Genomic DNA, 25,227 nt, shown 5'->3' on the forward strand with positions numbered 1-25,227 from the left:
GGTTCAGTCAGTCTCGCGAAAGGTCTCGGGCTGGATGCCATGACGGTTGAGCTTGTCGTAAAGGGTTTTGCGCGGCAACAAAAGCTGCTTGGCCGCCGATCCCACATGGCCTCCATGTTGTTGCAAGGCCCCTTCAATCATCCTTTTCTCAAAGGCATCAAGGGAGGCGGATAGGCCCATCCGATGGTCATCACTGACCGCACCCCCCTCGATATCGGGCGCAAACAGCCCCAGCACATACCGGTCCGCAGTGTGTTTGAGTTCCCGCACATTGCCCGGCCAGTCCTGTGTCTGCAGCCAGATCAACAATTCCGGCTGGATATCGGGCACAGGGCGGTGATAATGCTGCGCCGCTTCGCTTGCAAAAAAGTAGAACAGCTCCGGGATATCCTCACGCCGGTTGCGCAACGGCGGCAGATCGATCGTCACCACATTGAGCCGATAAAACAGATCAAGGCGGAACTCTTTTCGCTGGCTGAGATCGAGCAGATTTTCCTTGGTCGCCGCGACCACCCGGCAATCGACGGGGATGATCTTGTTGTCACCCAACCGCTCAACGCTGCGTTCTTGCAACACCCGCAGGAATTTGGCCTGAATATCAAGCGGCATGCTCTCGATCTCGTCGAGGAACAAGGTTCCCTGATTGGCATGCTCGATCTTGCCGATACGCTTCTTTGACGCCCCGGTAAAGGCCCCGGCTTCATGGCCGAACATTTCGCTTTCAAACAGGGTGTCAGGAAAAGAAGCACAATTGAGCGGCACAAAATGGCGATCCCGCCGGCTGCTCCACATATGGATGCAATTGGCAACAACCTCCTTGCCCGTGCCGGTCTCGCCCTGAATCAAGACATCTGCATCGGTGTCGGAAATGTTCAGAAGAGTCTCGCGGATCTGTTGCATCACCTTGCTCTGGCCAATCATGGTCGGCCCCTTGCGGGTCTTTTGCGCCAGCCGCAGTTGCTGATTTTCCAGCACCAGCCGTCTTTTCTCGATGGCCCGTTTCAGCACCTCGGTCAGGCGTTCGCTGTTGCAGGGTTTTTCGATGAAATCATAGGCCCCGAGCTTGATGGCTTTGACCGCCATCTCTACATCTCCGTGCCCAGTGACCAGCACAATCGGCATATCCTCATCGAGCTTGAGCACCTGATGCATCAATTCAATGCCCGACATGCCCGGCAACCGGATGTCGGAGACCACGATGGATTCGCGATTCTTTTTCACCAGCTCAAGGCCCGCTTCCGCAGTGTCGACCGCCTGCACGGCGAAGCCTGCCATTTTCATCGATTGCTGGTAGGCAAATTGAACGCTCTTGTCGTCTTCAACATAGATGATGGAAATGTCCATGTGTCACACTGTGCCGCAGCCGCTGGTCCGCTGCGTCCTTTCCCTTGCCTGCCAACCTGATCGCTGCAGTCCTGTGTCGCGGTCCCGGCTCTTATGATGCTGTTTATACAGGCTCCCAAAGATCCTATCTGGATCTTTAGGACAAGTCATCTCTCTGGCGCTTTGATGCATGTCGCCCGACACGAGAAAACTTGTTCCCAAACTTTCAGTCTTCAGACCGCTTGATCGCCCCTCTTCCCGGCAATTCTAGCGGCAATCTTGTGCGGCCATCCAGACAAAAGCCCCACCCTTGTCTGGAAATCCGCACAACATTTCGAGCCGGGGCGCAATGCGCGGCCCATCAACCAGCCAGAAGTCCCGCCCCAAGGGGCGCCAAAGCCTATAACTCCGCGTCAGCTTGTCTCATCCAAGAACGGTATTCGGCGGCAATTGAGTTGAAAAGACAAAAGATTTCCGCTCGTTAGCAGCCAGATTAGATTGCTTCCAGTCGCAACCCCTCCTAGCCAAAAGGCGAGGTCCACCAGCCTTGGCATAGGCCTTGCTACCCAAAAGGGCATCCATCACGGGACGCCCAGTATGCGGATGGTCACATTCGCCAGCCGCGTTCCCTTGGACCTTCTGCAAATCACCAACTGATTTGCAGCCATTTCGTTGGTATGGGTGGTTGTATCAATAGACCGTCTCGACCAATCCAGAAATTCGCAAGGTAGGGAGGTTATTATGAACCGTCTTGCAAGTATTCTCGGTGCCGGCCTCGTGGCAGCTGCAATGGCAGTGCCTGCATGGGCTGCTGATGTCACTCTCAAACTCGGCCACATTGCTGTTCCGTCCCACCCATATGGGCAGGGCGCTGACAAATTTGCTGAGCTGGTCAAAGAAAAAAGCGACGGCAAAATCGAAATCAAAGTCTTCCCGAGCTCCCAGCTTGGTGGTCAGAAAGACCTGATCGAAGGCATGGTCTTCGGTGCTGTTGACATGGCACTGGTCGGTACCGCCGTTCTGGGTCAGTTCCAGCCACAGATCTCCATTTTCGATTTGCCATTCCTGTTCGAAGACCGTCAGCACGCTTACAAGTCTCTCGATAGCGTCGGCATGGAACTGGGCAAAACCCTTGAAGGTCGCGGCATCAAGCTGTTGGGCTACATGGAAAACGGCATCCGCCACATGACCAACAACACCCGTCCGATCGAAACCCCTGCCGATCTGGCTGACCTGAAAATCCGTGTCATGACCAACAAGATCTTCGTTGAAATGATGAAGTCTCTTGGCGCCTCCCCAACCCCTATGGCTTTCAGCGAACTCTACTCTGCCATGCAGCAGGGCACCGTTGACGGTCAGGAAAACCCATCCGCTCACATCTTCACCAAGCGTTTCTTCGAAGTTCAGAAATACGCTTCCAAAACCGCGCACGCCTATTCGCCAGAGCCAATGGTCATCTCCATGATCTCTTGGGGCAAGCTGAATGATGAACAGAAGAAGATCATCGAAGAAGCTGCAAAAGAATCCATCGCTTGGCAGCGCGCGATTTCCGAAGATCAGGACAACAAATATTGGGACCAGATCAAGGCAACTGGCAAAATGGAAGTGATCGAAGTTGATCGTTCCAAATTTGCTGAAGCAACTGCGCCTGTGATCTCCATGTTCGCAAAAACCGTCGGTCAGGAAAATATCGACAAGATCAACGCTTTGCGCGCCAAATAAGACCTCCATCTTATTAATCCCAATAGCGCTTTACGCCCCGAACCCCACCCGATCCCTCACCGGGGCGTAAAGCAAATCTCCCATACGTCTCCCAGATGCGCCGGTGCATCGCCGCACCCCAAAACCCGCAACAGCGACCGGAGACGTTGACCGTCTGAAGGGGATCCCGCACGGATCCGGACCAGATGGCAGACAGACAGGCTCATGCCCCCTCTCCATGCGGGGCGAGCAGAACCGGGCCACGGCACGTGGTCCCATCAACAATATGGCACATGGCACAGTTCGGGCATGACAATCCGGCCTGACGGTGCCTCAGAAGGTCTTAGGCGATGGATATCATTTTCAAGTTCCTGCGCAAAACGCTCTACGGAATTTCGGTGACCGCCATGATTGTCATGCTGGCGATCATCTTCCTGCAGGTCATCACCCGTTACATTTTCGGCTTTTCCTTTGAATGGTCCGAAGAGCTGGCACGCTTCCTCTTTGTCTGGGTGGTCTTCCTGGGATCAGCCCTGATCATGGGTGAAGACGGCCATCTGGCCGTGGAACTGCTGCCCCGCATCCTGAACGGCACAAAACCGGGCTTCCTGCTCAATCTCTTCATCAATGCATGTGGCTATGTCTTCATCCTGCTGTTGATCGTGCAGGGCTGGAAAATGACCGAAACCATGACCTTCCAGACCTCACCGGGTCTTGGCCTGTCCATGAGCTATGTCTATGCCATCATGCCGCTGTCCGGCATTCTGATGCTGATGTATCACGTCAAGGATACGGTGAAGATCTTCAAGTCGCTCGGCAATTCCGAGCAAGCAGAAGGATAAGCCCTTATGGAAACCGTCCTCATTCTCGCCTTTATCGGCATGGCACTGATTGGTGTTCCAGTGGCTTATGCGCTGGCCCTGTCGGTCTCTCTGGTGCTGTTCGTCTATATGGATCTGCCGCAGGTCCTGATCGTCAACAACCTCTTCTCAGGCATTGATTCCTTCTCCTTCATGGCGGTGCCTTTCTTCATGCTGGCTGGTGCCTTCATGTCGGCCGGTGGCGTGACCTCCCGTCTGGTCAATGTCGCTCAGGCCATGGTTGGCTCCTTCACCGGCGGTCTGGCACAGGCCGTTGCGGTCGCGGGCATGTTCTTCGCCGCCATTTCCGGCTCGTCTGCTGCCACCACCGCGGCCATCGGCTCGACCATGGTCAACGAAATGGAGCAGAAGGGCTACAAACGCGAAATGGCCACCGGCATTGTCGCAGCCGCAGGCACCGTCGGCATTGTTATCCCTCCTTCCATCACCTTCGTTGTCTATGGCGTCATCGCCAACGTCTCGATCGGTGACCTGTTCATGGCTGGCGTCCTGCCGGGCCTGATCATGGGTGGCGTCATGTGCGCCATGGGCTGGTATCTTGCCAAGAAAAACAAGATCCCACCGGAAGGCAACTTCTCCTGCGTGAAACTGGCCAAAGCCATCAAGGACGCCTTCTGGGCCCTGATGACCCCGGTTATCATCATTGGCGGTATCTATTCCGGTATCTTCACGCCAACCGAAGCCGCCGCTGTTGCAGCTGTCTATGGCATCGTCGTCGGGCTGTTCGTCTATCGCGAGCTGAGCATCAAGGATTTCCCGCAGATCATCTTCAAGGCCGTGATCGGCACCACGCTGATCATGTTCCTTGTGGGTGCCTCCAAAATCTTTGGCTGGCTGATGACCAACCTGCAGATCCCGCACATGGTTGGCCAGGCGGTGACCGATTTCACCTCCTCACCCATTCTGTTCCTGCTGATCATGAACGTGCTGCTGCTGGTGCTTGGGACTCTGGTGAATGCCTCCGCAGCGGTGGTCATTCTGACCCCGATCTTCCTGCCGGTCGCCTTGACCATGGGCATCGACCCGATACATTTCGGCGTTGTCATGGTCATGAACCTTGCCATTGGCTGCATCACCCCGCCGGTTGGTCTTGACCTCTTTGTCGCCAGTGCCATCACCAAGGTGCCGCTTGAAAAGGTCATGAAGGCAACCATGCCTTATCTGCTGGCCCTGCTGGCAGCTCTGGTCTGCATCACAATGACGCCAGCGGTATCGACCACCCTGCCTTACCTCTTCAAATAAGAAAAGTTGGACCACCAAGACAAACTTGCGGCCCCCTCATACGGGGCCGCTTTTTTTATGCCCGTTGCTTGTGGTCACAGAGCGCGACCAAGAATGCCCGTCAACAGATCGCTATCAAGCGCCACCGGATTGCCCTTCATAGAAGAGGAAACTCGCGATTGTTCGGCAACATCGCCGATCATCTCAGCTGTGAGACCAAGCGCCTTCAAGCCGGGCAACCCCTGCGCCTGAGACCAGCGGGCCAGACAGTCAAAAGCGTTCTGAGCGTCACAATCAAGTGCCTCGGCAATCCATCCGCGAACGGCCTGCATCCGAGCAAGGATTGCTTCCTGATCCGACAGCCGCATCAGGGCCGTTTCATTGGCCGCCAGTACATGGGGCAGCAAGGCCCCACAAATGGCCCCATGGGCCGCGCCTGTCACCCCGCCAAGAACGCCCGCAAAGCCATGCACGGCGCCCAATCCCGCATTGGCCAGCGCCAGACCGCCACACAGGCTCGTCCAGGCCAAATCGTCCCTTGCCGCCTTGCTTTCCCTCTCCATCAGCAGAACCAGCGCTTTGAGCCCCTGTGGGATTGCATCGCGACAAAGGGCATCCGTCAGGCGATTGGCCTTGCAGGACAGAAAGGGCTCGATTGCCTGCGTCACCGCATCAAGACCACTGGCCAGCGTGATTGGCTTTGGCAAATGGTCGGTCAGGCTCGGATCGACGAGCGCCAGATCCGGCAGCATATGGCGATCACGAAGGCTCACCTTGCGCTTGGCCTCTGGCACCGCAATCACCGCATTCTTGGTCACTTCCGCCCCGGTACCGGCCGTGGTTGGCATGGCGGCAAACGGCAAGGGCCGTGCCTCGAGCGGCAAGCCGCGGCCCACCACTTCGAGATGATCCATGATCGGCCGCGTCGACGGAATGAGACCGGCCAGCGCCTTGCCTGCATCAATCACCGCACCGCCGCCAAGGGCAATAACCGCCTCCACGCGCGCGCCTCGGGCCACAGCAAGCCCCGCTTCGATCATTGGCAGGTCCGGTTCCCGCTCGACCGAAAAGCGGCACACCACCGCGCCGTGATCCGTCAGAGCGTCCACCAACCAATCGGCACGCGACCCGTCGTGCCCTTGCACCAGCAACAGACGCCCACCGAGCCCGGCGAGCGCATCAAGCGCCGCATGTGCCACCCCGCGCCCGAAGCGAAGATCGGCGGCGGTCAAAAATTGAAACTGGGAGAGAGCGTGAGGCATCGATAGGCTCCTTTTAGGCAGACAGGAAAGGTGTCAATACCACAAGGAATCTAAGAAAAGGACAAGGCGTCTTGTCAACGGCCTGAGGCAGATCGTCCTAGCGAAAAGCCGGGCATTGCCACGGACAAATGGGATGGAAAAATACGCAATTACAACGCCCAAAACGAAAAAAGCCTCCGCTTTTCAGCGAAGGCTTCTAAAATGGAGCGGGCGATGGGATTCGAACCCACGACCCCAACCTTGGCAAGGTTGTGCTCTACCCCTGAGCTACACCCGCGAAACTTATTCGGTTTATCAAACCGTTAGCAACAAGTTGTCGCTGTCAGGCGACGCTCCGTGTCGCCGACGGATGCTTATATGTACGACCTGCAGACCAAATGCAACAGAGAAATTACAAAAAAACACTTTTTCCCACTGGCTGTGTATTTTTTTCACAAAGGGGGAAAAACGCCCCCTTATTTCTACAGAGCATCCGTTGCACTTTTCCTTGATGGCGCTGCCAAACACGCCTAAGAGCAGAGGGAAGAGACGATGCCAAGCAAAGAAAGAGACGTGCCGTGACCAACACCCAACCCGAAAATCAGCCAGCCAGCCGCCAGGATCTTCTCGATTTTTTTGCATCCCTGAATATCAACACCAAGACCCATGATCACGAAGCGGTCTTCACCGTTGATGAAAGCCACAAGATCAAACAGGATCTACCGGGTGGCCACACCAAGAACCTGTTTTTGAAAGACAAAAAGGGCAATGTGATTCTGGTGGTCTGCATCAACGATACCGAAGTGGATCTCAAGAGCTTTCACAAAAAATACGCCTGCGGCCGCGTCAGCTTTGGCAATGCCGATCTTTTGTGGGAGCGGCTCGGTGTACGCCCCGGGTCTGTCACCCCTTTCGCTCTGTTCAATGACCGCAATGAGCACAAGGTTCAGCTGGTGCTTGATTCCCATCTGCTTGAATGGGAGTTGCTGAACTTCCACCCGCTTGAAAACACGGCCACCACAGCCATCGCCCGCGACGACCTTCTGACCTTTTTCAAGGCAACGGGCCACGAACCAACCATTGTCAAACTGGAAAAAACAGAGGAAGCTGTTTAGAAGTTTCCCCTATCGTCCCAAGCAGCCGGCACATCACCATTGAAGCATTGAAGCCCGATGGCGGCTGTCCCATATTGAGGCGAACAATCTGTCGCAGTTTGATTGCGGCTCCGAATCAAGGGCGTGCGATGATCCATTGCCCCCACAAATGACAACAGTCCCACAAAAAGGACCGTATCCATGAACAACAAGTCCTTCGGTTATGGCAGCGGCATGTCCGCCAGCTTCAATGCGTCCCAAGGCTCCGGCTCCGTCAGTGCCTCCTTTGGCACGCCAGCTCCTCAGGCAGCGCCAAAGCCTGCGCCCAAACCCAAGGCTCCTGAAGGCCCCCTGATCAAGGACACCACGACGCAGAGCTTCATGCAGGATGTCATCGAAGCCTCGCGCACCACCACCGTCCTTGTCGATTTCTGGGCCCCATGGTGCGGCCCCTGCAAACAATTGATGCCATTGCTGGAAAAGGCCGTCACCGAAGCCAAGGGCCGGGTCAAGATGGTCAAGCTCAACATCGACGAAGAGCCGGCCATTCCCGGCCAGATGGGCATCCAGTCCGTCCCCGCCGTCGTAGCCTTCAAGGATGGTCGCCCGGTCGATGGCTTCATGGGCGCCCAGCCGGAAAGCCAGATCAAGGCCTTCATCGACAAGAATGGCACTGAACCACAAGCCGACCCGCTGGAGGAAGCCTGCAAACAGGCCGACGCTCTGTTTGAAGAAGGCCAGACTGCCGAAGCCCTGCAGATTTATGGCGCCATCCTGCAACAATCGAGCGACCACCTGCCCGCCGTGATCGGCATTGCCAAATGCTTCATTGCGCTTGATGAGCTGGAACGCGCCCGCGATGTGTTCGAATCACTGCCTGAAGACGCTGCAAAAGACAAAGCGGTCGTTGCGCTCAAGGCCCGTCTGGAACTGGCAGAGCAAAGCGCCGATCTGGGCGAAGTGGGTGAGTTGCAGAAAAAAGTCGACGCCGATCCGGACAATCATCAGGCCAGATTTGATCTGGCTGTCGCTTTGAACGGTAAAAACAAGCGACAGGAGGCCGTCGACCAACTGATCACGATCATCAAGAAGGATCGCGAATGGGGAGAGGACGGGGCGCGCAAGCAGCTTTTGCAATTCTTTGAAAGCTGGGGCGTGATGGACAAGGCCAGCGTTTACGGACGTCGTCAATTGTCCTCGATCCTGTTTTCTTGAGGCGAGGTCCGGACAGCCAGCCCATCCTGACAAATGCCGCATTCCCGCGTTAGACTGGCGGGAATGACACAGGATGCATGCTCGACGGCGGCCCGCCCATGGTTTGACACAGCAAAAAGGATATCTCATGGCTCAGGCAGGAAATGCCCTTTATGACAGCCCACGCGACATTCCGGGTATCATTCCCCTCTTCCCGCTTGAGGAGGCCTTGCTGCTGCCGCGGACGCAAATGCCGCTGAACATCTTCGAAGACCGCTATCTGGCGATGATCGACCATGCTATCCGCCATGACCGCATCATCGGCATCATCCAGCCCAAGCCCACACCAGACGCCTCACAGGCCAGCAAACAGCAAGATGAGGCAGACGCATCGCAGCTTCAGCGCATCGGGTGTCTGGGCCGGATCACCGCCTTTGGCGAGACCGGTGATGGCCGTGTGCTGATCACCCTGTCCGGCCTGTGCCGGTTCCAGCTGGTCTCGGAGATGGAATCGCACCTGCCCTTCCGCATGGCAGAAATTGATTGCGAAGACTATGCCGAGGATCTGATCGAGGGCTTTGGTGAAGATCAGGTCAACCGCGAGGGCGTACTTGACATCTTCCGCGCTTTTCTCGATGCCAATGACATGGAGGCAGACTGGGACAATGTCGGCAAATCCTCCAACGAGATTCTGGTCAATTCCCTGTCGATGATGAGTCCATATGGTATTGCCGAAAAGCAGGCCCTGCTGGAGGCCGAGAGTCTGGCCCTCAGAGCAGAAACCCTGATCGCCATCACCGAAATGCATCTGGCCAATGACGCAAGCGATGCCCCAGCCACGCTGCAATAAAGCCACCCAACGGAGAAGCTGTCATGGCGACCCTTGAAAGCACCAACAATGACAATCGCAGCGAACAGACTGGCATGGTCGACCGCAAGCTGTTGGAAATTCTCGTCTGTCCGGTGACCAAATGCACGCTGGACTATGATGCGGAGAAACAGGAGCTGATCAGCCGCAAGGCCAAGCTCGCCTATCCAATCCGCTTTGGCGTACCGATCATGCTGCCGAGCGAAGCGCGCATGTTGGAACAATAGGCTCAGGCCCCCACGGTTCGGCTCCCAAAAAGACAACGGGCGGGTCACCTTCTTGCAAAGGTGCCCGCCTCTTTTTGTTGACCCTCTGGAAACGGGTCTGCTGCTTTGTTGATTATCGCGTGATGTCGCTTTCCGGCGTTGCCGAGATTTTATGGATGGCAAGATCGGCGCCCAGTCGCTCGTCATCAGCCGACAGGCGCAGGCCAATGGCCTGTTTCAAAATGCCATAGACGACAAAGCCACTCGCGAAAGCATAGCCAGCCCCAAGCAGAGAACCGACCAACTGCGAGGCAAAGGTGACGCCCCCCATACCGCCAAGAGCGGTGCTGCCGAAGATGCCAGCAGCAATGCCACCCCACAGACCGCACAGGCCATGCAGCGGCCAGACACCGAGCACATCATCAACCTTGAACTTGTTCTGGCAAAGATTGAAGGCATAAACAAAGACCACGCCAGCCACGCCGCCGACAATCAGCGAGCCGAGCGGATGCATGATGTCAGAACCGGCACAGACTGCGACAAGACCAGCCAACGCACCGTTATGGATGAAGCCCGGATCATTGCGCCCGGCGACAAGCGCGGTAAGAATGCCACCGACCATCGCCATCAGGCTGTTCATCGCCACCAGACCGGAAATGCTTTCCAGCGACTGGGCGGTCATCACATTGAAGCCGAACCAGCCAACGCACAACAGCCACGATCCCAAAGCCAGCCAAGGCACGGAGGACGGCGGAATGCCGAGCGGCCGTCCATCCTTGCCATAGCGCCCAATCCGAGCCCCAAGCAGAATGACGGCAGCCAGCGCGATCCAGCCACCCACCGCATGGACGACGATGGAACCGGCAAAATCATGGAACTGGGCACCAAGTGTGGCTTCAAACCAGCCCTGAATGCCGAAATTGCCTCCCCACATAATGCCTTCAAACAGGGGATAGACAAAGCCAACCAGCGCCACGGTGGCAAAGCATTGCGGCGCGAACTTCATCCGCTCGGCAATGCCGCCCGAGATGATCGCCGGAATGGCAGCAGCAAAGGTGGTCAGAAAGAAGAATTTGACCAGCGTCAGGCCCTGAGGCTCGAACACGCCGCCCACCGAACCGGATAGCTCGGTTGCGGACACCAGAAACGACGTGCCATAGGCAATGGCATAGCCAAAGAAGAAATAGACAATGGTGGAAATGGCGAAGTCCACCAGGATCTTGACCAGTGCATTGACCTGGTTTTTGTGCCGAACGGTTCCCACTTCAAGAAAAGCGAAGCCGGAATGCATCGCAAAGACGAGAATAGCCCCGAGCAGGACGAAAAACACGTCCGCTCCAACTTGTGCCCCTTGCATAGTTTTTGCCTCCAAAGACGGTATGCCCAAAAAGGGCGCAAATTTTTTCAATTTTTCCGTCTGGGTAAACAAAATGCATGCCAATTAGGCGACAGGATTTATTATTAAATAAATTCAGCAAGTTAGACATAGTTTGCATTTGATTGAAAAATAAGCAACTGCTCTATGCCTATTTTCTACCCGCAAAGCCTAGGCAATTGCACACATATTAATCACAATCTGATGATTGATGCTTTTCTAAGCGCTTTCACTGACTACCCGACCAACCCCAAAACATGAAGAAACCCGCCAAATCCTAGATTTGGCGGGTTATCCCCTCTGGTACCCTTATGGGCTTATAGTTGGGAGGAGAGGGAGACCGAAGCCTCCCATCTCGAAATCTTACATGCGCTGGCTGCCCTGACCGAATTCAGGATAGGCTTCCACGCCAATCTCGGTTTTGTCGAGGCCGAGATATTCTTCTTCTTCGCTGACGCGGATACCCATGGTGACTTTCAGGATCATCCAGACGACGAAGGAGAGAACCAGAGTGAAGGCACCATAAGCGGCGACACCGATCAGCTGGGTAACATAAGAAGTTTCAGAGTTGGTCAGAGGAACGATCAGCGTACCCCAGATACCAGCCAGAAGGTGAACCGGGATCGCACCGACAACGTCATCGATTTTCAGTTTGTCGAGCGCAGGAACCGCGAAGACAACAATCGCACCACCAACGGCACCGATGAAGATAGCCTGAGCAATGGTTGGGTTCAGAGGTTCAGCAGTGATGGCAACCAGACCAGCCAGTGCGCCGTTGAGAACCATGGTCACGTCGACCTTCTTATACAGGATCTGCATCAGGATCATCACGGACACAACGCCAGCGGCCGCAGCCATGTTGGTGTTGGCGAAGATGCGGGAGATATCGGAAACATCACCGATGGTACCCATGGCAAGCTGAGACGCACCGTTAAAGCCGAACCAACCGAGCCACAGGATGAAAGTACCAAGGGTCGCAAGCGGAATGTTCGAAGCAGGCATCGGGGTAACCTGACCACCTTCGCCATACTTGCCTTTACGAGCACCGAGCAGGATGGCACCGGCCAGAGCAGCCCAGCCGCCAACGGAATGCACGAGGGTCGAACCGGCAAAGTCGGAGAAGCCCATTTCGGACAACCAGCCGCCGCCCCACTGCCAGGAACCGGCAATTGGGTAGATGAAGCCAGTCAGCACGACCACGAAGATCATGAATGGCCACAGTTTGATACGCTCAGCCAGGGTACCGGACACGATGGATGCAGCGGTTGCCACAAACACCATCTGGAAGAACCAGTCCGACGCGGTCGAGTAACCGGTTTCGAGCAGAGCTGCGGAGTCTGCGCCCTCAAGACCAACCGGGTCCAGAGCGTAGATCAGCGAGAAGGAGCCAACATAGCCGCCATCAACGCCGGTATACATCAGGTTATAACCGATCAGCCAGTACATGATGCCAGCAATGGCATAGAGCGCAATGTTTTTCAGGCTCTGCATGGAGACGTTCTTGGTGCGGACAAGGCCAGCTTCAAGCATGGCGAAGCCTGCAGCCATCCACATCACGAGGAAGCCACCGATCAGGAAAAGCAGGGTGTTGAAGATATAGGCGGTATCAGCAGCGGTCGCGTAGGCTGGAGCTGCAGCGGCTGCCTCTGCGGCTGGAGCGGCGGCTTCCTGTGCAAGGGCCGGGCCCGCAACGAAGGTAGCTGCGCCAACAAGAAGGGCAAGGGTTACTTTCGACATTGTGTTGTCCTTGATTTTTTCGCTTCTACTGGAACGGGTTGGAGCTTAGAGCGCGTCGGTGTCGGTTTCACCGGTGCGAATCCGCATGACATGCTCAAGAGAGGTGACGAAGATCTTGCCATCGCCGATCTGACCGGTCGCAGCAGCCTTGGAAATGGCTTCGACGGTTTTCTCGACCTTGTCTGCGGTGACAGCAACTTCGATTTTCAGCTTCGGCAGGAAGCTGACGGAATACTCGGTTCCGCGATAAATCTCGGTATGGCCGCGCTGACGACCAAATCCCTTGACTTCGGTAACGGTCAGACCTTCCACGCCTTCAGCAGACAATGCTTCACGCACGGCTTCCAGCTTGAATGGCTTGATAATGGCGATAATGAACTTCATGGCACTCTCTCATGTCCCTCTTTGGGTTTTTGGATGCCCACCCCAATCGTCAGGAGACCGGGGTGAAGCTTAGCGATTGCTGTCCCTCTCCTTTCAAGAGCCGTGCCAGTTTGCAAAAAAAATTTATAAATATTTGATTTACAACAATAATAACCAATATTGCCAAAATATTAACCCGTGCATGATAATTGTGCATCAGACAAAAATGATAAAAAAATAGGCATAGAAAAAACTATGCCTATAAAATAATCAGAATTTTGCTCTCAGAGATGCTCAATGCCGAAGCATGAGTCTTTTCAGAATCTTGCCCTGCCGCAGCATGAGGCAATAGACCTATCGCAATCTCCTACCGGCGATCGAGAATGCGGATCAGTCCTTCCTGACAGGCACTGGCCACCAGCGTGCCGTCCCGGCGATAGAGCGACCCACGCGAGAAGCCACGCGCACCGCCGGTCCATGGACTATCCTGACTGTAAAGCAGCCATTCATCCGCCCGGAAGTCCGCATGGAACCACATGGCGTGATCAAGGCTCGCCGGGCTGACATCATTGTTGAAGACCGATTTCCCATGAGGAAAGAGCGACGTGTCGAGCAACGTCATGTCCGAGGCATAGGCCAGCGCACATTTGTGGATCGACAGGTCATCGGGCAGGCGAGACGTTGTCCGCACCCAGACATATTGCAGCGGTTCCATTTTCTTGTCGGTGGTATAATGCTCCATATTGACCGGACGCAGCTCGATCGGCCGTTCGCGACGGAAATAGGCTTTAATATTTTGCGGCGCCTCTGCCATATAGGCCTCAATCATGTCCGCTTCATTCGGCAGCGCTTCAGGAGCCGGAATATCAGGCATGGCAATCTGATGTTCCAGACCCTTCTCATGGCGATGAAAGCTCGCCGACATGGAAAAGATCGGCTTGCCATGCTGAATGGCCAGCACCCGGCGGGTGACAAAGGACCGCCCGTCGCGCAAGGTGTCCACTTCATAGATGATCGGCACCGAAGGATCGCCCGGCCGCATGAAATAGCAATGCAGGGAATGAGCTGCCCGGTCGCTTTCCACGGTCCGAGAAGCGGCCACCAGCGCCTGACCGATCACCTGACCGCCAAACACCCGTTGCCAGCCATCCTGCGGGCTGCGCCCCCGAAACAGATTCTGCTCCAGCCGCTCAAGGTCAAGAATGGAGAGAAGATTGTCGATGGCAGTGGTCATGGTCAGATCCTGTTCTTTCTTGCTTTTCATTCATCGGGTCCGGCGCACCGGCCCGCTCTGGCATCCCTTCGGCCACCAAAGCGCACATAGCATTTTCTGGGCATCAACACTGCCCCAGTTTGATCGGGATGCAAACCGGCTTTCCAACAAAAATTGCACATCCCCTACACTTTATGCAGATCTTCTGCCCGCTTCTGGCTATATAAAAGGGGAAGACAAGAGAAACAGTCCGGCAGGCGGCGGAAAACCCAATCTAATGCCTTGATTTGGTTGACCTTGGGTTAGCCATCCCCATCGGACATGTGGCACCAGCTCCGGGATCAGATCATGACGGAAAAACAAGCAGCACCCATCGCCCCCTCAGACAAATATGATCTGGTCATTGCAGGCGGTGGCTATGTTGGCCTGTCCTTGGCACTCGCCGTGCGTCAGGCCTGTGATCTGTCGATCTTGGTGATTGAACCCCAACCCATTGCCCGCATGCGGGCCGATGAGCGCGCCTCGGCCATTGCGTCGGCGGCCACCCGCATGTTGGGCCAGCTCGGTGTCTGGGGCCAGATTGAGCCAGAAGCCGAACCGATCCGCGATATGGTGGTCACCGATTCCAAGTTGCAGGATCTGGTCCGCCCGGCTCTGCTGACCTTTGAAGGCGCAACTGGCGATGGAGAGCCCTTTGCCTATATGGTGCCCAATGGCGCCATGGTCGGGGCGCTCTATGATGCAGCAAAGGAAGCAGGCGTCACCCTGATTGAGCAGGACAGCGTCTCCTCCTTCACCGAGGAAATCAGCCAGACCCATGTCCTGATGACATCTGGCCAGAAAGTCACCACCCGTTTGCTCATCGCCGCTGATGGCGTTCGCTCCCGCCTGCGTGATCTGGCGGGCATTTCGACCGTCCGGTTTGACTATGACCAGATGGGCATCGTCACCACGGTGGAACATGAGCGCCCACACAATGGCCGCGCGGTTGAACATTTCCTCCCCGCAGGCCCCTTTGCCATCCTGCCGCTCAAAGGCAATCGCTCATCACTGGTCTGGAATGAACGCACCGACGACGCCAAGCGGATGTTGGCCATGGACGACTTCACTTTCTCGCTGGAACTTGAGCGCCGCTTTGGCAAACAACTGGGCACCGTGTCGGAGAAAGGCCCGCGCAAGGGCTTCCCCCTCGGCATGACCTTGGCCCGCTCCTATGTCGCCCCGCGCTTTGCGCTGATCGGCGACGCCGCCCACGGCATTCACCCGATTGCCGGGCAAGGCCTCAATCTCGGTTTCAAGGATGTGGCCGCGCTGGCAGAGGTTCTGGTCGAAGCCGTCCGCCTTGGGCAGGATATTGGCGCTTTGGATGTGCTGGAGCGCTACCAGACCTGGCGCCGCTTTGACGTGGTGCAAATGGGCATGACCTGCGACCTGCTCAATCGCCTTTTCTCCAACAAGAGCGACATTTTGCGCCATGTGCGCGATCTGGGGTTGGGGATGGTCGAGCGCCTGCCCGGCCTCAAGCGCTATTTCATCGAGGAAGCCGCAGGCAATCAGGGCAACCGGCCCCGCCTGTTGCAAGGCGAAGCCCTCTAGGCCCGTGTCATAGATGGAGCCTTAGCGGGTCATGGCAGAGGCCAACGGCCCGGTCTGGCCATGCCATTGAGGCTGATCCTGACCGCAAACAAAGCCCGGTACCACTTGATCGGCAACGTCGCGCGCCAAAAGATTGGCATTGCGCTCAGCCGTCGCCTCGACAAAGCCGGCAATGCAGAAATCATTCTCTTCGATCTTGGTGATCACCAAAGCCTGCTCTTCGCGGGGCTGTTCCACCGAGACATACCAGCGCAGGATGGTCGCAAAAGGCACCTTCCTGCCCTCCTCATCCCGCAGCCGCCATTCCATAGTGTCGCCAACCCGGTTGAAATTGCCAAAGGTGAAATAGCGATCATCGGCTTTCTGGGTGCGATAAGACAGGGACATCCGCAGATCCCCCTCGGACACAAAGACCGCAACGCCGTCATAGCCCTTGCAGACCTGCTGGCTCCAGCCTTCTTCCTCATTGACCACCAGCGTCATGCAGGAGGCTTCATCAAGCTTGCTGTAGGCATGGGAGATTTCCGCAGACCCGGCCGGACCGGACAGCAAAAGCAGACTGGCGGCAAAAGATGTTCCCGCAACAAAACCCATAAATTTGACCGGATCAAAAGCAACCATTTGACTGTCTCCCCTGCTGCCTGTCCAAAAAATTGCCCTGCAATATGAAACGTGAATTCACCAAGCGGCGGGCGGATCGGGTCGCGCGCCTTATTGGATAGACGCTTTAGCATGGAAAAAGGTTCTCAGATTTTTTTGAAAAATGCGTTTCACGCCCAATCATCTTTGCGAAATACCGGCTATCCCCCTCAAAAAAGCGGATTGTCGGTAAACAATTTGGAAAAAACCGTCAGCCACCGCCAGATGCGGGCTTGATCGAAGGTTTGTCTTGCCAACCCGTTCCAATGGCCCTAAACCGCTAGGCAACTGCGCATATCATGCATGCCCTCGTCAGGCTGTCATGGTCCCTGGCAACAAGCAATTGATGCCTTTGCGCCTGCACAGGCTTGAGGCTATCCGGCACGAGACCCTATTGGAGTTGACTGATGAATATTAGCGAAATCCCAGCTGGCAAAGACGCCCCGGAAGACATTTACGTTGTGATCGAAGTGCCGAAAGGCTCCTCCGTCAAATATGAAGTGGAAAAGGATTCCGGCGCCGTCTTCGTTGACCGCTTCCTCTTCACCCCAATGGCCTATCCTTGCGATTACGGCTTCATCCCCAACACGCTGGCCGATGATGGCGACCCAATCGACGTGCTCGTCGTTGGCGACGCCCAGTTGCAGCCCGGCGTTGTCATGCGCGCCCGTCCGGTTGGCGTGCTGATCATGGAAGATGATGGCGGCAAAGACGAAAAAGTGGTCGCCGTTCCGCATTCCAAGCTGACCAGCCACTATGATCACATCAAGACCTATGAAGACCTGCCGAAAAACCTGATCGAGCAGATCAAGCATTTCTTCGAGCATTACAAGGATCTCGAGCCCGGCAAATGGGTCAAGATCGAAGACTGGGCTGGCCCGGAAAAAGCCAAGGAAATGATTCAGGTCTCAATCGACAACATGAAGAAATAATCTTCATCATCGATAGAAAAAGACAAAGCGCGGCTCCCATCCGGGACCGCGCTTTTTTCATGCCGAACCACAAGTGATCGGGCCGCCTTCAAAGGCGCCCTTTTGCCACGCGCTTAGTAGATGCCGGTGCGCAGCAAATTGCGGATAAAGAAAATGCCGAGCAACAGAACAATCGGCGACAGATCCATCCCGCCCATCGCAGGCAAGAAATTGCGGATGCGCGACAAAAGCGGCTCGGTCAATCGCCAGCAAACTTCATAAATGCTTGCCACAATCTGGTTGCGCGGATTGACAATGTTGAAGGCGAACAGCCAGGAAAAGACGGCTGAGGCAATCACGATATAGGTATAGAGGGAAAGGATCATGTCGATAAGCTGAATGATTGCGGTCATCTTGTTCCTCAAAGGATCGCCGGACCGATTGGCCATAGCCAAATCGCGGCTGCTGATTGGTGCAGATTGCAGGTCCCTAAAATGGCTGGAAAGGCTGGATTTTCCAGCGCCAAACTCATCAGTGATGTAGCGATCCACCGACAAGCCTGCAAGCCCAATCCCGCAGATTGCGTAAAAAGAATGCAAAAACAGCAAAAGCCCCGATGCAGACAAAAAACACGCATGCATCGGGGCTTTCGAATTGAGAACTGGCTACGCAAAACTCAAGGCCAGCTTGTCTTCTTCATCGCAAGCATCGTGCCAAGCAAGGCGCGCGCGAGCCGTTTCCATATATGGTAGAGTTCGAAGAGGGCAAGCCACAATATCTTGAACAGGCAAACGCACCGGCAACCCTTCGATAACGATTGTCGATGCAGATTGCATGGCCACTATTGCAAATTGCAAGACTTGCGTGAGAAGCCAGCCCCACAATCTCTAGGCTTGATCGGCGCGACCAATCCAGTGATCAAGGAACGCAATCAACCAGCGCTCCACCGCCGGATCATGGAACAGGCGCCCTGCATAATGGTTGCGACGATTGCGCGCACCAGGCAGTTTCAGCCGATCCGATGCCTTGGTGGTCCAGCGCATCATCATCCGCATGGTCACTTCCGGATGGAACTGCAAGCCATAGGCATTGGCCCCGTAGCGATAGGCTTGATTGGCAAAGACCTGCCCCTCGGCCAGAAGCTCCGCCCCCTTGGGCAGCTCGAAGCCCTCCCGGTGCCACTGATAGACCCGGCTCGGCCAACGCATCATTGCCTCGCCCGCATCCGTCGCCTTGATTGGATAATAGCCGATCTCAACCTGATCCTTGGGATGGGCCTTGACCCGTGCGCCCAGCTGCTTGGCCAGCATCTGGCCTCCAAGGCAAATGCCCAGCAACGGCTTGTCCTCTTTCAAGGGCACAGCCATCCAGTCAATTTCGCGCTTGATGAAGGCATCCGGATCATTGGCGCTCATCGGCCCGCCAAACACGACAGCGCCCGCATGTTCTGCCATCGTATAGGGCAAGGGATCTCCAAAGCGCGGCCGCCTGATATCAAGATGAAAGCCGCGCTTTTCCAGCATTGTACCGACACGCCCCGGAATCGAAGTTTCCTGATGCAGCACAATGAGGATTCGGGCTGGTTCCGCCCCCGCCCCGTTGTTCATTCGCTTGCCTTGTCTGCATGGGACTCAACGGACTGGCGCATGCGAATGCGATCCCGCCGCGACACACCGAGCAGCTCCGCCACGCGCCAGACCAGATTGTCTTCGAACTCGTGGATTTCGCCATCGGCAAAGACCAGCTTCCACATCATTTCAATGATTTCAACCCGGCCTGCTTCGTCCAATTCGCGCTTCAACACGGAGGTAAAGCCGTAGAGATCCACCGCCTCCTTTTCCCGCTCATGGGCAATGGAGATCAACTCGGAGGTTTCCTTGTCGGAGAGGGAGAAGCGCTTCTTCAGCACATCTTTCAGGCGCGCCTGTTCCGCCCCATCGATCACGCCATCCACTGAAATCAACTGCACCATCAGCGCCGCCACTGCCACGCGACAATCCCCGTCCTGAAACAGGGCTTTTTCGCTGTCTCCGCCGGACATTTCGCGAAACAATTGCATCAAGCTGTCAAACATGGTTCAATCCGATCTCAAGATTTTCCTGGCACGCCGCAAAGCATGCTTGTCGATGTTCTCTTGGCAACTTGCATAAACAGGTTGTCTATATCATGTCTTTTGCAAGGCTTTGATTTGCTTATACGGCATGCATAACCGGAACAGCAGCATTCGTCCATGCTTTCACGAAAATAGGCACTCGCAGGATCATCGCAATACTGCGAAAGTCCATTTCGTAGTCATCCCATGGATCAATGACAGATTTTGACCGCGGTCGCCCCATCCGTCTAACGGGTCGACCACAAAAGCACGAAGGGCGCAGGACAATCTGCGCGGGAGGTAACGATGCGTGAGAGACAATTGGGCAAAGATGGGTTCGCTGTCAGCGAAGTGGGTCTTGGCTGCTGGCAGCTGGGCGCCGACTGGGGCGAGCAAGTGGCTGAAGAAACCGGTCTCGCCATCCTTGAGGCCGCCTATGAAAAGGGCGTCACCTTCTTTGACACCGCCAATGTCTATGGCGATGGCCGCTCGGAAAGCCTGATCGGCAAGTTTCTGGCCAGTAAAAATGACCCGGCAATTCGGGTGGCGACCAAATTCGGTCGCGGCGCGGTCTATCCAGACGGCTACAGCAAACAGGCGCTGATCGATTCTGTGGATGCATCCCGCGACCGCCTCGGTGTCGACTGCCTTGATCTCATTCAGCTGCATTGCGTGCCGACCGATGTGATGCGCAATGGCGAAATTTTTGACTGGCTGCGCGAGTTGAAGCAACGGGGCAGCATTCGCAATTTCGGGGCCAGCGTCGAAACAGTCGAGGAAGGGCTGATCTGCCTTGAGCAGGAAGGGCTGACCAGCCTGCAGGTCATCTACAACCTGTTCCGCCAGAAGCTGACCACCGAATTGCTGCCAAAAGCGCAGGAAAAAGGCGTCGGCATCATTGTCCGCCTGCCACTGGCATCCGGCATCCTGTCGGGCAAATTCTCGGCCAGCACCCAGTTTTCTGACAAGGATCATCGCAATTTCAACCGCGACGGGGCCCATTTCAATGTCGGCGAAACCTTTGCTGGTGTTCCTTATGAGGTCGGCTTGCAGCTGGTCAATGAGATGAAGGCCTTCATGCCAGAGGGCATGGATATGGCCAATTTCGCCCAACGCTGGATTTTGGATCACGAAGCGGTTTCCACCATCATCCCCGGCGCCAGTCGACCGGAACAGGCGGTGCGCAATGCGGCCATCTCGTCCCTGCCTCCGCTGTCAGAAGCCACCCATCGCGAGCTGATCGCCTTCTATAACGACAAAATCGCCGAGCATGTGCGTGGCGCTTACTAAGAGCTGAAAAAAAGAAAGGCCCGGCACACAAAATGCCGGGCCTTTCTACAAGCGAAGAGATTTTGCTGCCTAGCCTTTGGCTTCAGCCCGGCGCTTCAAAAAGCCCCTCAGCAGAAACTCCGCCAGCCGCGCGACCCCGTTCAACACCGGCGTCACAGCGATGCCTGAGCGAATTTCGAACACTTCATACTTGAAGCGACGAGAGGGCAAACCATTGGCAACCAGCCCTGCCTGCAGGTGCTTGCGCATTGAGTCTGGCCCGCAATAATAGACGGTTACATCAGACATCGGCGCTTCCACCCGCGCTTCGACCAGATCAACATTCAGGCGGCCAGTCTTGCAGCTTTCCACCAGATGCATCCGAAAGTTAGGACAGCGCTCTGCCACATTGGCGAAATCCTGCAAATGGGCCGCTTTCGAGGCATCGGACACACAATAGAAGAAATCAACCGGCGGATCGGTTTTCTTCAGGCTTTGAGCAAAGGCGACAAACGGGGTGACGCCGATCCCGCCGGCAATCCAGACTTCCGGCTTCTTGCCACCGCGTTCAAACCGCCCATAAGCCGGCGATACCCGCACCGCATCACCCGGAACCACATCTTGCGCCAGCAGGCGCGTGTCATCACCCAATGGCTTGAAGGTGAAGCGCAGGGTGCGGTCCCCTTCCGGAGCCTTGGAAATGGTAAAAGGATGCGCTTCATTCTTGCCCTTGCCGGTGAAATGCACAAAGGCAAACTGCCCGGCCCGGTGCTTCATGCCTTTCTTCTCGGGTTCCAGAGACACAGCCACCGCCTCTCCGGACTGCTCGACAGAGGCCACCCGATAGGCATGGCGACCGGCAAACAGCGAAAAGGGCAACAGCGTAATCAGATAGCAAAGGATCCCCAAAGCACAGAAGCCGCCAACATACAGTCCCAGCGGATCAAGCACATCGAAGGGCTTGAGAATAAACAGATAATGCACGGCTGAGGCGGCGAAGAAGGCGCCCATCAAGCGGTGGGTCCAGCGCCAGAGATGATAGGGCACATAGGTGGCAATCGATAGAACCACGAGGATCAGGAAGCCATACAGGCTCAACTCCCCCAGCGTTTCCGCAACCTCGACCAGCAGCGTTTCCGCCCCCAACCCATCCATTTCGGCATCCACCGTATCATGCAGCAGGATCGCCGTGATGGCGATGACGCCAAGCCATTTATGCAGCTGATAGATGCGATCCAGAGGACCGAAAATCATCTGCTGCCAGCGCAAGCGCAGGGCAAGAAATTGCGAAACACCCATCGCAATCAAGGCAACACAGCCAATATACTGGCTCATCAGGGCAATCTGGTCATGGTGGCCCATCAGGGGCCAAAACCAGTAAAGCGGTGCAACCAATGCGGCGGCAATCAAAAAGAGGCCGATCATACGCATGACATTCTGGTCCTTTGTCTTGCTTCCTTTGGAATAAGAGGCATCGATGCCAAAGTGGCGTCAGTTCAACCTGTTTTAGATGACAGGTGCAAGACATCAAGGATAAAGGCAGGAAATCGCAAGCAAAAGACCGTCAGACTACGAAGGCTGTCCTCCCCAACAGGTCAACGCGCCAGAAGCTGCCGCTTGCGGGCCTTGATTTCCCGCTCCTGTTGCTCCTGCCCAACCCGGAAAGAGCGTTCGATGAAATCGAGATGCGCCCGGGCCGCCTCTTCGGCAGCCTTCACATCGCCATCAAGGATCGCCTGACCAAGAGCCAAATGCTGATCGAGCAACAGACGTCCAGAGCCATCAATGCTGAGCAGAAAGTCGCGATTATAGAAAATTCGGCTACGGGTCAGATCATAGATCGAAGCCATCATGTGGATGAGCAAACTATTCTGACTGGCATCGATAATCGCACTGTGAAAGCGAAAATCCGCCTCGATCGACGCCGCCTGATCCTGGTTCTCCCAGCTTTGCTCCAACTGATCCATGATGGACCGGATCCGTGCCTTGTCGGCGGACGTTGCCCGGTCGGCAGCCAGTCGCGCTGCAAAGGCCTCCTGTTCGCGCCGATATTCGAGATAATCAAACAGGGCTTCCCCATGCCGCCCCAACAAGTCCAGCATTGCGGGGGTCATCGCCGCCCCGCTCAACTTGGCAATGAAAGCCCCTTCCCCATGCCGAATGCTCACCAACCCGCGCGCTTCGAGCTGCTGGAGGGCTTCGCGGATTTTGGGCCGGGAGACCTGCATCGCCTCTGCCAGCTCCCGCTCGGACGGCAACCGGCTGCCATCTTTCAGGATGCCGTCGACGATCATCGCCTCGATCTGATGCACAACCCCGGCGGAAACGCTTTCATGTCCAACAGGATCAAAGGGAGTAGCGGGATCAATTGCAGAAGGCATCACGGGTCTCGGTTCCATTCGAAATCATTTGCCATAATATTTACCACTGGCCATCAAACAAGAAAAGACCCATACTTCTCTTTTGTGGTGACAAGCGCAGTGATCTAGGAAATAAGCCAATCAACGTGAAAATTCATTGACTCAAACCACAGGTAAAGTTTATTGACCTTCTGAAGACCAAAAGACATCGCGCCACGCACATCTGCAAATGTTGGGAGGAAAGCATGACAGACAATGCCGCTCTGATTGAAAGCCTCAAGACAATCGTCGGTCCGCGCCACGTCCTGACCGGCGACAAGCAGACCGAGCGCTTCCGCAAGGGGTTTCGCTCCGGCGAGGGCGACGCCATCGCGGTGATCCAGCCCGGCACCTTGCTTGAATTCTGGCACTGCCTTGAGAAAATCGTCGCCGCCGACAAGATCGTCATCATGCAGGCCGCCAATACCGGCTTGACCGAAGGCTCCACCCCAAAGGGACGCTATGACCGTGACGTGGTGCTCATCAACACCCGCCGGATGGATGCCCTCAAGGCGCTCAAAGGGGGCAAACAGATCATTTCCTTCCCCGGCTCCACCCTGTTCGCCCTTGAAAAACTGCTCGACCCGTTGGGCCGCCAACCTCATTCGGTGATCGGTTCTTCTTGCATTGGCGCGTCGGTGATAGGCGGCGTCTGCAACAATTCCGGCGGCGCGCTGATCGAGCGCGGCCCCTCCTATACCGAATTGTCACTCTTCGCCCAGATCGACGATCAGGGTCAATTGAAGCTGGTCAATCATCTGGGCATCGAGCTCGGCGACACGCCAGAAACCATCCTCACTCGCCTGGAGCAAGGCGACTATCAGGACAAAGACATCGAAGAGACCAATCGCAAGGCATCCGATACCGACTATGCCAGCCGGGTACGCGATGTCGATGCCGCCAGCCCAGCCCGCTTCAATGCCGACAAACGCCGCTTGCATGAAGCCTCCGGCTGCGCCGGTAAGCTCGCAGTCTTTGCGGTGCGGCTGGATACCTATCCGAAAAATGCCCGTGAGAAGACCTTCTATGTCGGCACCAACGATCCCCTCCATCTGGGAGAATTACGCCGAACCATTCTCTCAGATTGCGCGCATCTGCCGGTCTCAGGCGAATATATGCATCGCGATATTTTCGACATCACCCGCTCTTACGGCAAGGACACCGTGGTGCTGATCGACAAACTTGGCACCGACCGCCTGCCCACCTTCTTCGCCCTCAAAGGCTGGGTCGATGCCCGGACCAGCAAAATTCCGGGCTTGAAGCATTTCACCGACCGCTTCATGCAGATGCTATCCCGCCTTTGGCCGGAAATTCTGCCCCAGCGGATGTGTGATTTCCGCGACCAGTATGAGCATCACCTGATCCTCAAAATGCGTGACGAAGGCATCGAGGAAGCGTCAGAGCTGCTGGCTGGCCTGCAGGCGGCAGGCAAGCTCGCTTTCTTTGAATGCAGCCCGCGTGAAGGCAAAATTGCCGGTCTCCACCGCTTTGCCGCCGCAGGCGCTGCCATCCGCTATCAGGCGATCCATAGCGACGAGGTTGAAGATATTCTGGCGCTGGATATCGCATTGAGGCGCAATGACCATGACTGGCTGGAACAATTGCCCCCCCATATCACCGACAAGCTGCATCACAAGCTCTATTACGGCCATTTCTTCTGTCATGTGCTGCATCAGGATTACATCGTCAAGAAGGGCGAAGATCCCAAAGCCATCAAGGCAGAGATGCTCAAGCTGCTGGATGAACGGGGGGCAGAATATCCCGCCGAGCATAATGTCGGCCATCTCTATCAGGCCAAGGATGATCTCGCCAACTTCTACAAGAATCTTGATCCAACCAACAGCTTCAATCCCGGCATCGGTAAAATGTCGCGCAACAAATGCTATCACGAGCATTGAAGCCCG

23 protein-coding genes and 1 tRNA gene are annotated in these 25,227 nt (G+C 55.9%); 11 read left to right on the forward strand and 13 right to left on the reverse strand.

Going from position 1 to position 25,227, the window contains the following annotated elements; all coding sequences use genetic code 11:
- Positions 1–3: 3 nt before the first annotated feature.
- On the reverse strand, positions 4–1,344 hold the full coding sequence (locus tag FDK21_RS08375) for a sigma-54 dependent transcriptional regulator (RefSeq protein ID WP_138148171.1): 1,341 nt from the start codon (positions 1,342–1,344) through the stop codon (positions 4–6).
- 720 nt (positions 1,345–2,064) lie between these two features.
- Between FDK21_RS08375 and FDK21_RS08380 the strand changes: the two genes are divergently transcribed.
- The 3 genes from FDK21_RS08380 (at position 2,065) to FDK21_RS08390 (ending at position 5,147) form a co-directional block, all read left to right on the forward strand.
- Positions 2,065–3,045, forward strand: coding sequence for a DctP family TRAP transporter solute-binding subunit (locus FDK21_RS08380; RefSeq protein ID WP_114008267.1), 981 nt, complete (start codon positions 2,065–2,067; stop codon positions 3,043–3,045).
- Between the two features lie 329 nt (positions 3,046–3,374).
- Entirely contained in the window at positions 3,375–3,866 is a 492-nt protein-coding gene (locus FDK21_RS08385; protein ID WP_114008266.1) for a TRAP transporter small permease, read from the forward strand.
- 6 nt (positions 3,867–3,872) lie between these two features.
- Positions 3,873–5,147, forward strand: a complete 1,275-nt coding sequence (locus FDK21_RS08390; RefSeq protein WP_114008265.1) for a TRAP transporter large permease — start codon at positions 3,873–3,875, stop codon at positions 5,145–5,147.
- A 74-nt stretch (positions 5,148–5,221) separates the two neighbouring features.
- On the opposite strand, the gene FDK21_RS08395 is transcribed toward FDK21_RS08390, so the two are convergent.
- Positions 5,222–6,388 carry an iron-containing alcohol dehydrogenase gene (locus tag FDK21_RS08395; protein ID WP_138148172.1) on the reverse strand — a complete coding sequence of 389 codons (1,167 nt, stop codon included), beginning with the start codon at positions 6,386–6,388 and terminating at the stop codon, positions 5,222–5,224.
- 202 nt (positions 6,389–6,590) lie between these two features.
- Positions 6,591–6,665: transfer RNA gene (locus tag FDK21_RS08400), tRNA-Gly, on the reverse strand.
- A 280-nt stretch (positions 6,666–6,945) separates the two neighbouring features.
- On the opposite strand from FDK21_RS08400, the gene FDK21_RS08405 reads away from it, so the two are divergent.
- The 4 genes from FDK21_RS08405 to FDK21_RS08420 all read left to right on the forward strand — a co-directional run bounded on the left by FDK21_RS08405 (position 6,946) and on the right by FDK21_RS08420 (position 9,750).
- Positions 6,946–7,482 carry a prolyl-tRNA synthetase associated domain-containing protein gene (locus FDK21_RS08405; RefSeq protein WP_138148173.1) on the forward strand — a complete coding sequence of 179 codons (537 nt, stop codon included), beginning with the start codon at positions 6,946–6,948 and terminating at the stop codon, positions 7,480–7,482.
- Positions 7,483–7,662: 180 nt separating this feature from the next.
- Positions 7,663–8,676: a thioredoxin gene (gene trxA / locus FDK21_RS08410; protein WP_246657527.1), complete on the forward strand. Its 1,014-nt coding sequence runs from the start codon at positions 7,663–7,665 to the stop codon at positions 8,674–8,676.
- A 127-nt stretch (positions 8,677–8,803) separates the two neighbouring features.
- Entirely contained in the window at positions 8,804–9,505 is a 702-nt protein-coding gene (locus FDK21_RS08415; protein WP_138148174.1) for an LON peptidase substrate-binding domain-containing protein, read from the forward strand.
- 23 nt (positions 9,506–9,528) lie between these two features.
- On the forward strand, positions 9,529–9,750 hold the full coding sequence (locus FDK21_RS08420) for a Trm112 family protein (protein ID WP_138148175.1): 222 nt from the start codon (positions 9,529–9,531) through the stop codon (positions 9,748–9,750).
- 112 nt (positions 9,751–9,862) lie between these two features.
- Here the strand turns inward: FDK21_RS08420 and FDK21_RS08425 are convergent, their stop codons facing one another.
- The 4 genes from FDK21_RS08425 to tesB form a co-directional block, all read right to left on the reverse strand.
- Positions 9,863–11,086, reverse strand: a complete 1,224-nt coding sequence (locus FDK21_RS08425) for an ammonium transporter (RefSeq protein WP_138148176.1) — start codon at positions 11,084–11,086, stop codon at positions 9,863–9,865.
- 381 nt (positions 11,087–11,467) lie between these two features.
- Entirely contained in the window at positions 11,468–12,841 is a 1,374-nt protein-coding gene (locus FDK21_RS08430) for an ammonium transporter (RefSeq protein ID WP_114008259.1), read from the reverse strand.
- Positions 12,842–12,886: 45 nt separating this feature from the next.
- Complete coding sequence (locus tag FDK21_RS08435; protein ID WP_114008258.1) at positions 12,887–13,225, reverse strand: P-II family nitrogen regulator; 339 nt, start codon at positions 13,223–13,225, stop codon at positions 12,887–12,889.
- 346 nt (positions 13,226–13,571) lie between these two features.
- Positions 13,572–14,438, reverse strand: a complete 867-nt coding sequence (tesB, locus tag FDK21_RS08440; protein ID WP_114008630.1) for an acyl-CoA thioesterase II — start codon at positions 14,436–14,438, stop codon at positions 13,572–13,574.
- Between the two features lie 327 nt (positions 14,439–14,765).
- Here tesB and FDK21_RS08445 point away from each other — a divergent pair, with 327 nt between their 5' ends.
- A complete protein-coding gene (locus FDK21_RS08445; protein ID WP_138148177.1) occupies positions 14,766–16,013 on the forward strand; it encodes a ubiquinone biosynthesis hydroxylase in 1,248 nt (415 codons plus the stop codon).
- A gap of 21 nt (positions 16,014–16,034) precedes the next feature.
- Here FDK21_RS08445 and FDK21_RS08450 read toward each other — a convergent pair whose 3' ends face one another.
- Positions 16,035–16,634 (reverse strand): hypothetical protein, encoded by a 600-nt coding sequence (locus tag FDK21_RS08450; RefSeq protein ID WP_138148178.1) that lies wholly within the window; start codon positions 16,632–16,634, stop codon positions 16,035–16,037.
- Between the two features lie 425 nt (positions 16,635–17,059).
- Between FDK21_RS08450 and ppa the strand changes: the two genes are divergently transcribed.
- Positions 17,060–17,584 carry an inorganic diphosphatase gene (gene ppa / locus FDK21_RS08455; RefSeq protein ID WP_114008256.1) on the forward strand — a complete coding sequence of 175 codons (525 nt, stop codon included), beginning with the start codon at positions 17,060–17,062 and terminating at the stop codon, positions 17,582–17,584.
- Between the two features lie 113 nt (positions 17,585–17,697).
- Here the strand turns inward: ppa and FDK21_RS08460 are convergent, their stop codons facing one another.
- The 3 genes from FDK21_RS08460 to FDK21_RS08470 form a co-directional block, all read right to left on the reverse strand.
- The gene (locus FDK21_RS08460) at positions 17,698–17,976 is read right to left on the reverse strand and encodes a YggT family protein (protein ID WP_138148179.1); all 279 of its coding nucleotides are present in this window, start codon (positions 17,974–17,976) and stop codon (positions 17,698–17,700) included.
- A gap of 474 nt (positions 17,977–18,450) precedes the next feature.
- Entirely contained in the window at positions 18,451–19,170 is a 720-nt protein-coding gene (locus tag FDK21_RS08465; protein ID WP_138148180.1) for a glutamine amidotransferase, read from the reverse strand.
- A complete protein-coding gene (locus FDK21_RS08470) occupies positions 19,167–19,637 on the reverse strand; it encodes a TerB family tellurite resistance protein (protein ID WP_114008254.1) in 471 nt (156 codons plus the stop codon). The genes FDK21_RS08465 and FDK21_RS08470 overlap by 4 nt, the downstream gene beginning before the upstream one ends.
- Positions 19,638–19,961: 324 nt before the next feature.
- Here FDK21_RS08470 and FDK21_RS08475 point away from each other — a divergent pair, with 324 nt between their 5' ends.
- Positions 19,962–20,945 (forward strand): aldo/keto reductase, encoded by a 984-nt coding sequence (locus FDK21_RS08475; protein WP_114008253.1) that lies wholly within the window; start codon positions 19,962–19,964, stop codon positions 20,943–20,945.
- Between the two features lie 69 nt (positions 20,946–21,014).
- On the opposite strand, the gene FDK21_RS08480 is transcribed toward FDK21_RS08475, so the two are convergent.
- Together FDK21_RS08480 and FDK21_RS08485 are read right to left on the reverse strand one after the other, a co-directional pair.
- On the reverse strand, positions 21,015–22,355 hold the full coding sequence (locus FDK21_RS08480; RefSeq protein WP_138148181.1) for a ferric reductase-like transmembrane domain-containing protein: 1,341 nt from the start codon (positions 22,353–22,355) through the stop codon (positions 21,015–21,017).
- A 164-nt stretch (positions 22,356–22,519) separates the two neighbouring features.
- Positions 22,520–23,305 carry a FadR/GntR family transcriptional regulator gene (locus FDK21_RS08485; RefSeq protein WP_138148182.1) on the reverse strand — a complete coding sequence of 262 codons (786 nt, stop codon included), beginning with the start codon at positions 23,303–23,305 and terminating at the stop codon, positions 22,520–22,522.
- 224 nt (positions 23,306–23,529) lie between these two features.
- On the opposite strand from FDK21_RS08485, the gene dld reads away from it, so the two are divergent.
- Positions 23,530–25,221, forward strand: a complete 1,692-nt coding sequence (dld, locus tag FDK21_RS08490) for a D-lactate dehydrogenase (protein WP_138148183.1) — start codon at positions 23,530–23,532, stop codon at positions 25,219–25,221.
- Positions 25,222–25,227 lie beyond the last annotated feature (6 nt).

The sequence above is a fragment of the Cohaesibacter sp. CAU 1516 genome (genome assembly GCF_005771485.1).
GTDB lineage: Bacteria > Pseudomonadota > Alphaproteobacteria > Rhizobiales > Cohaesibacteraceae > Cohaesibacter > Cohaesibacter intestini.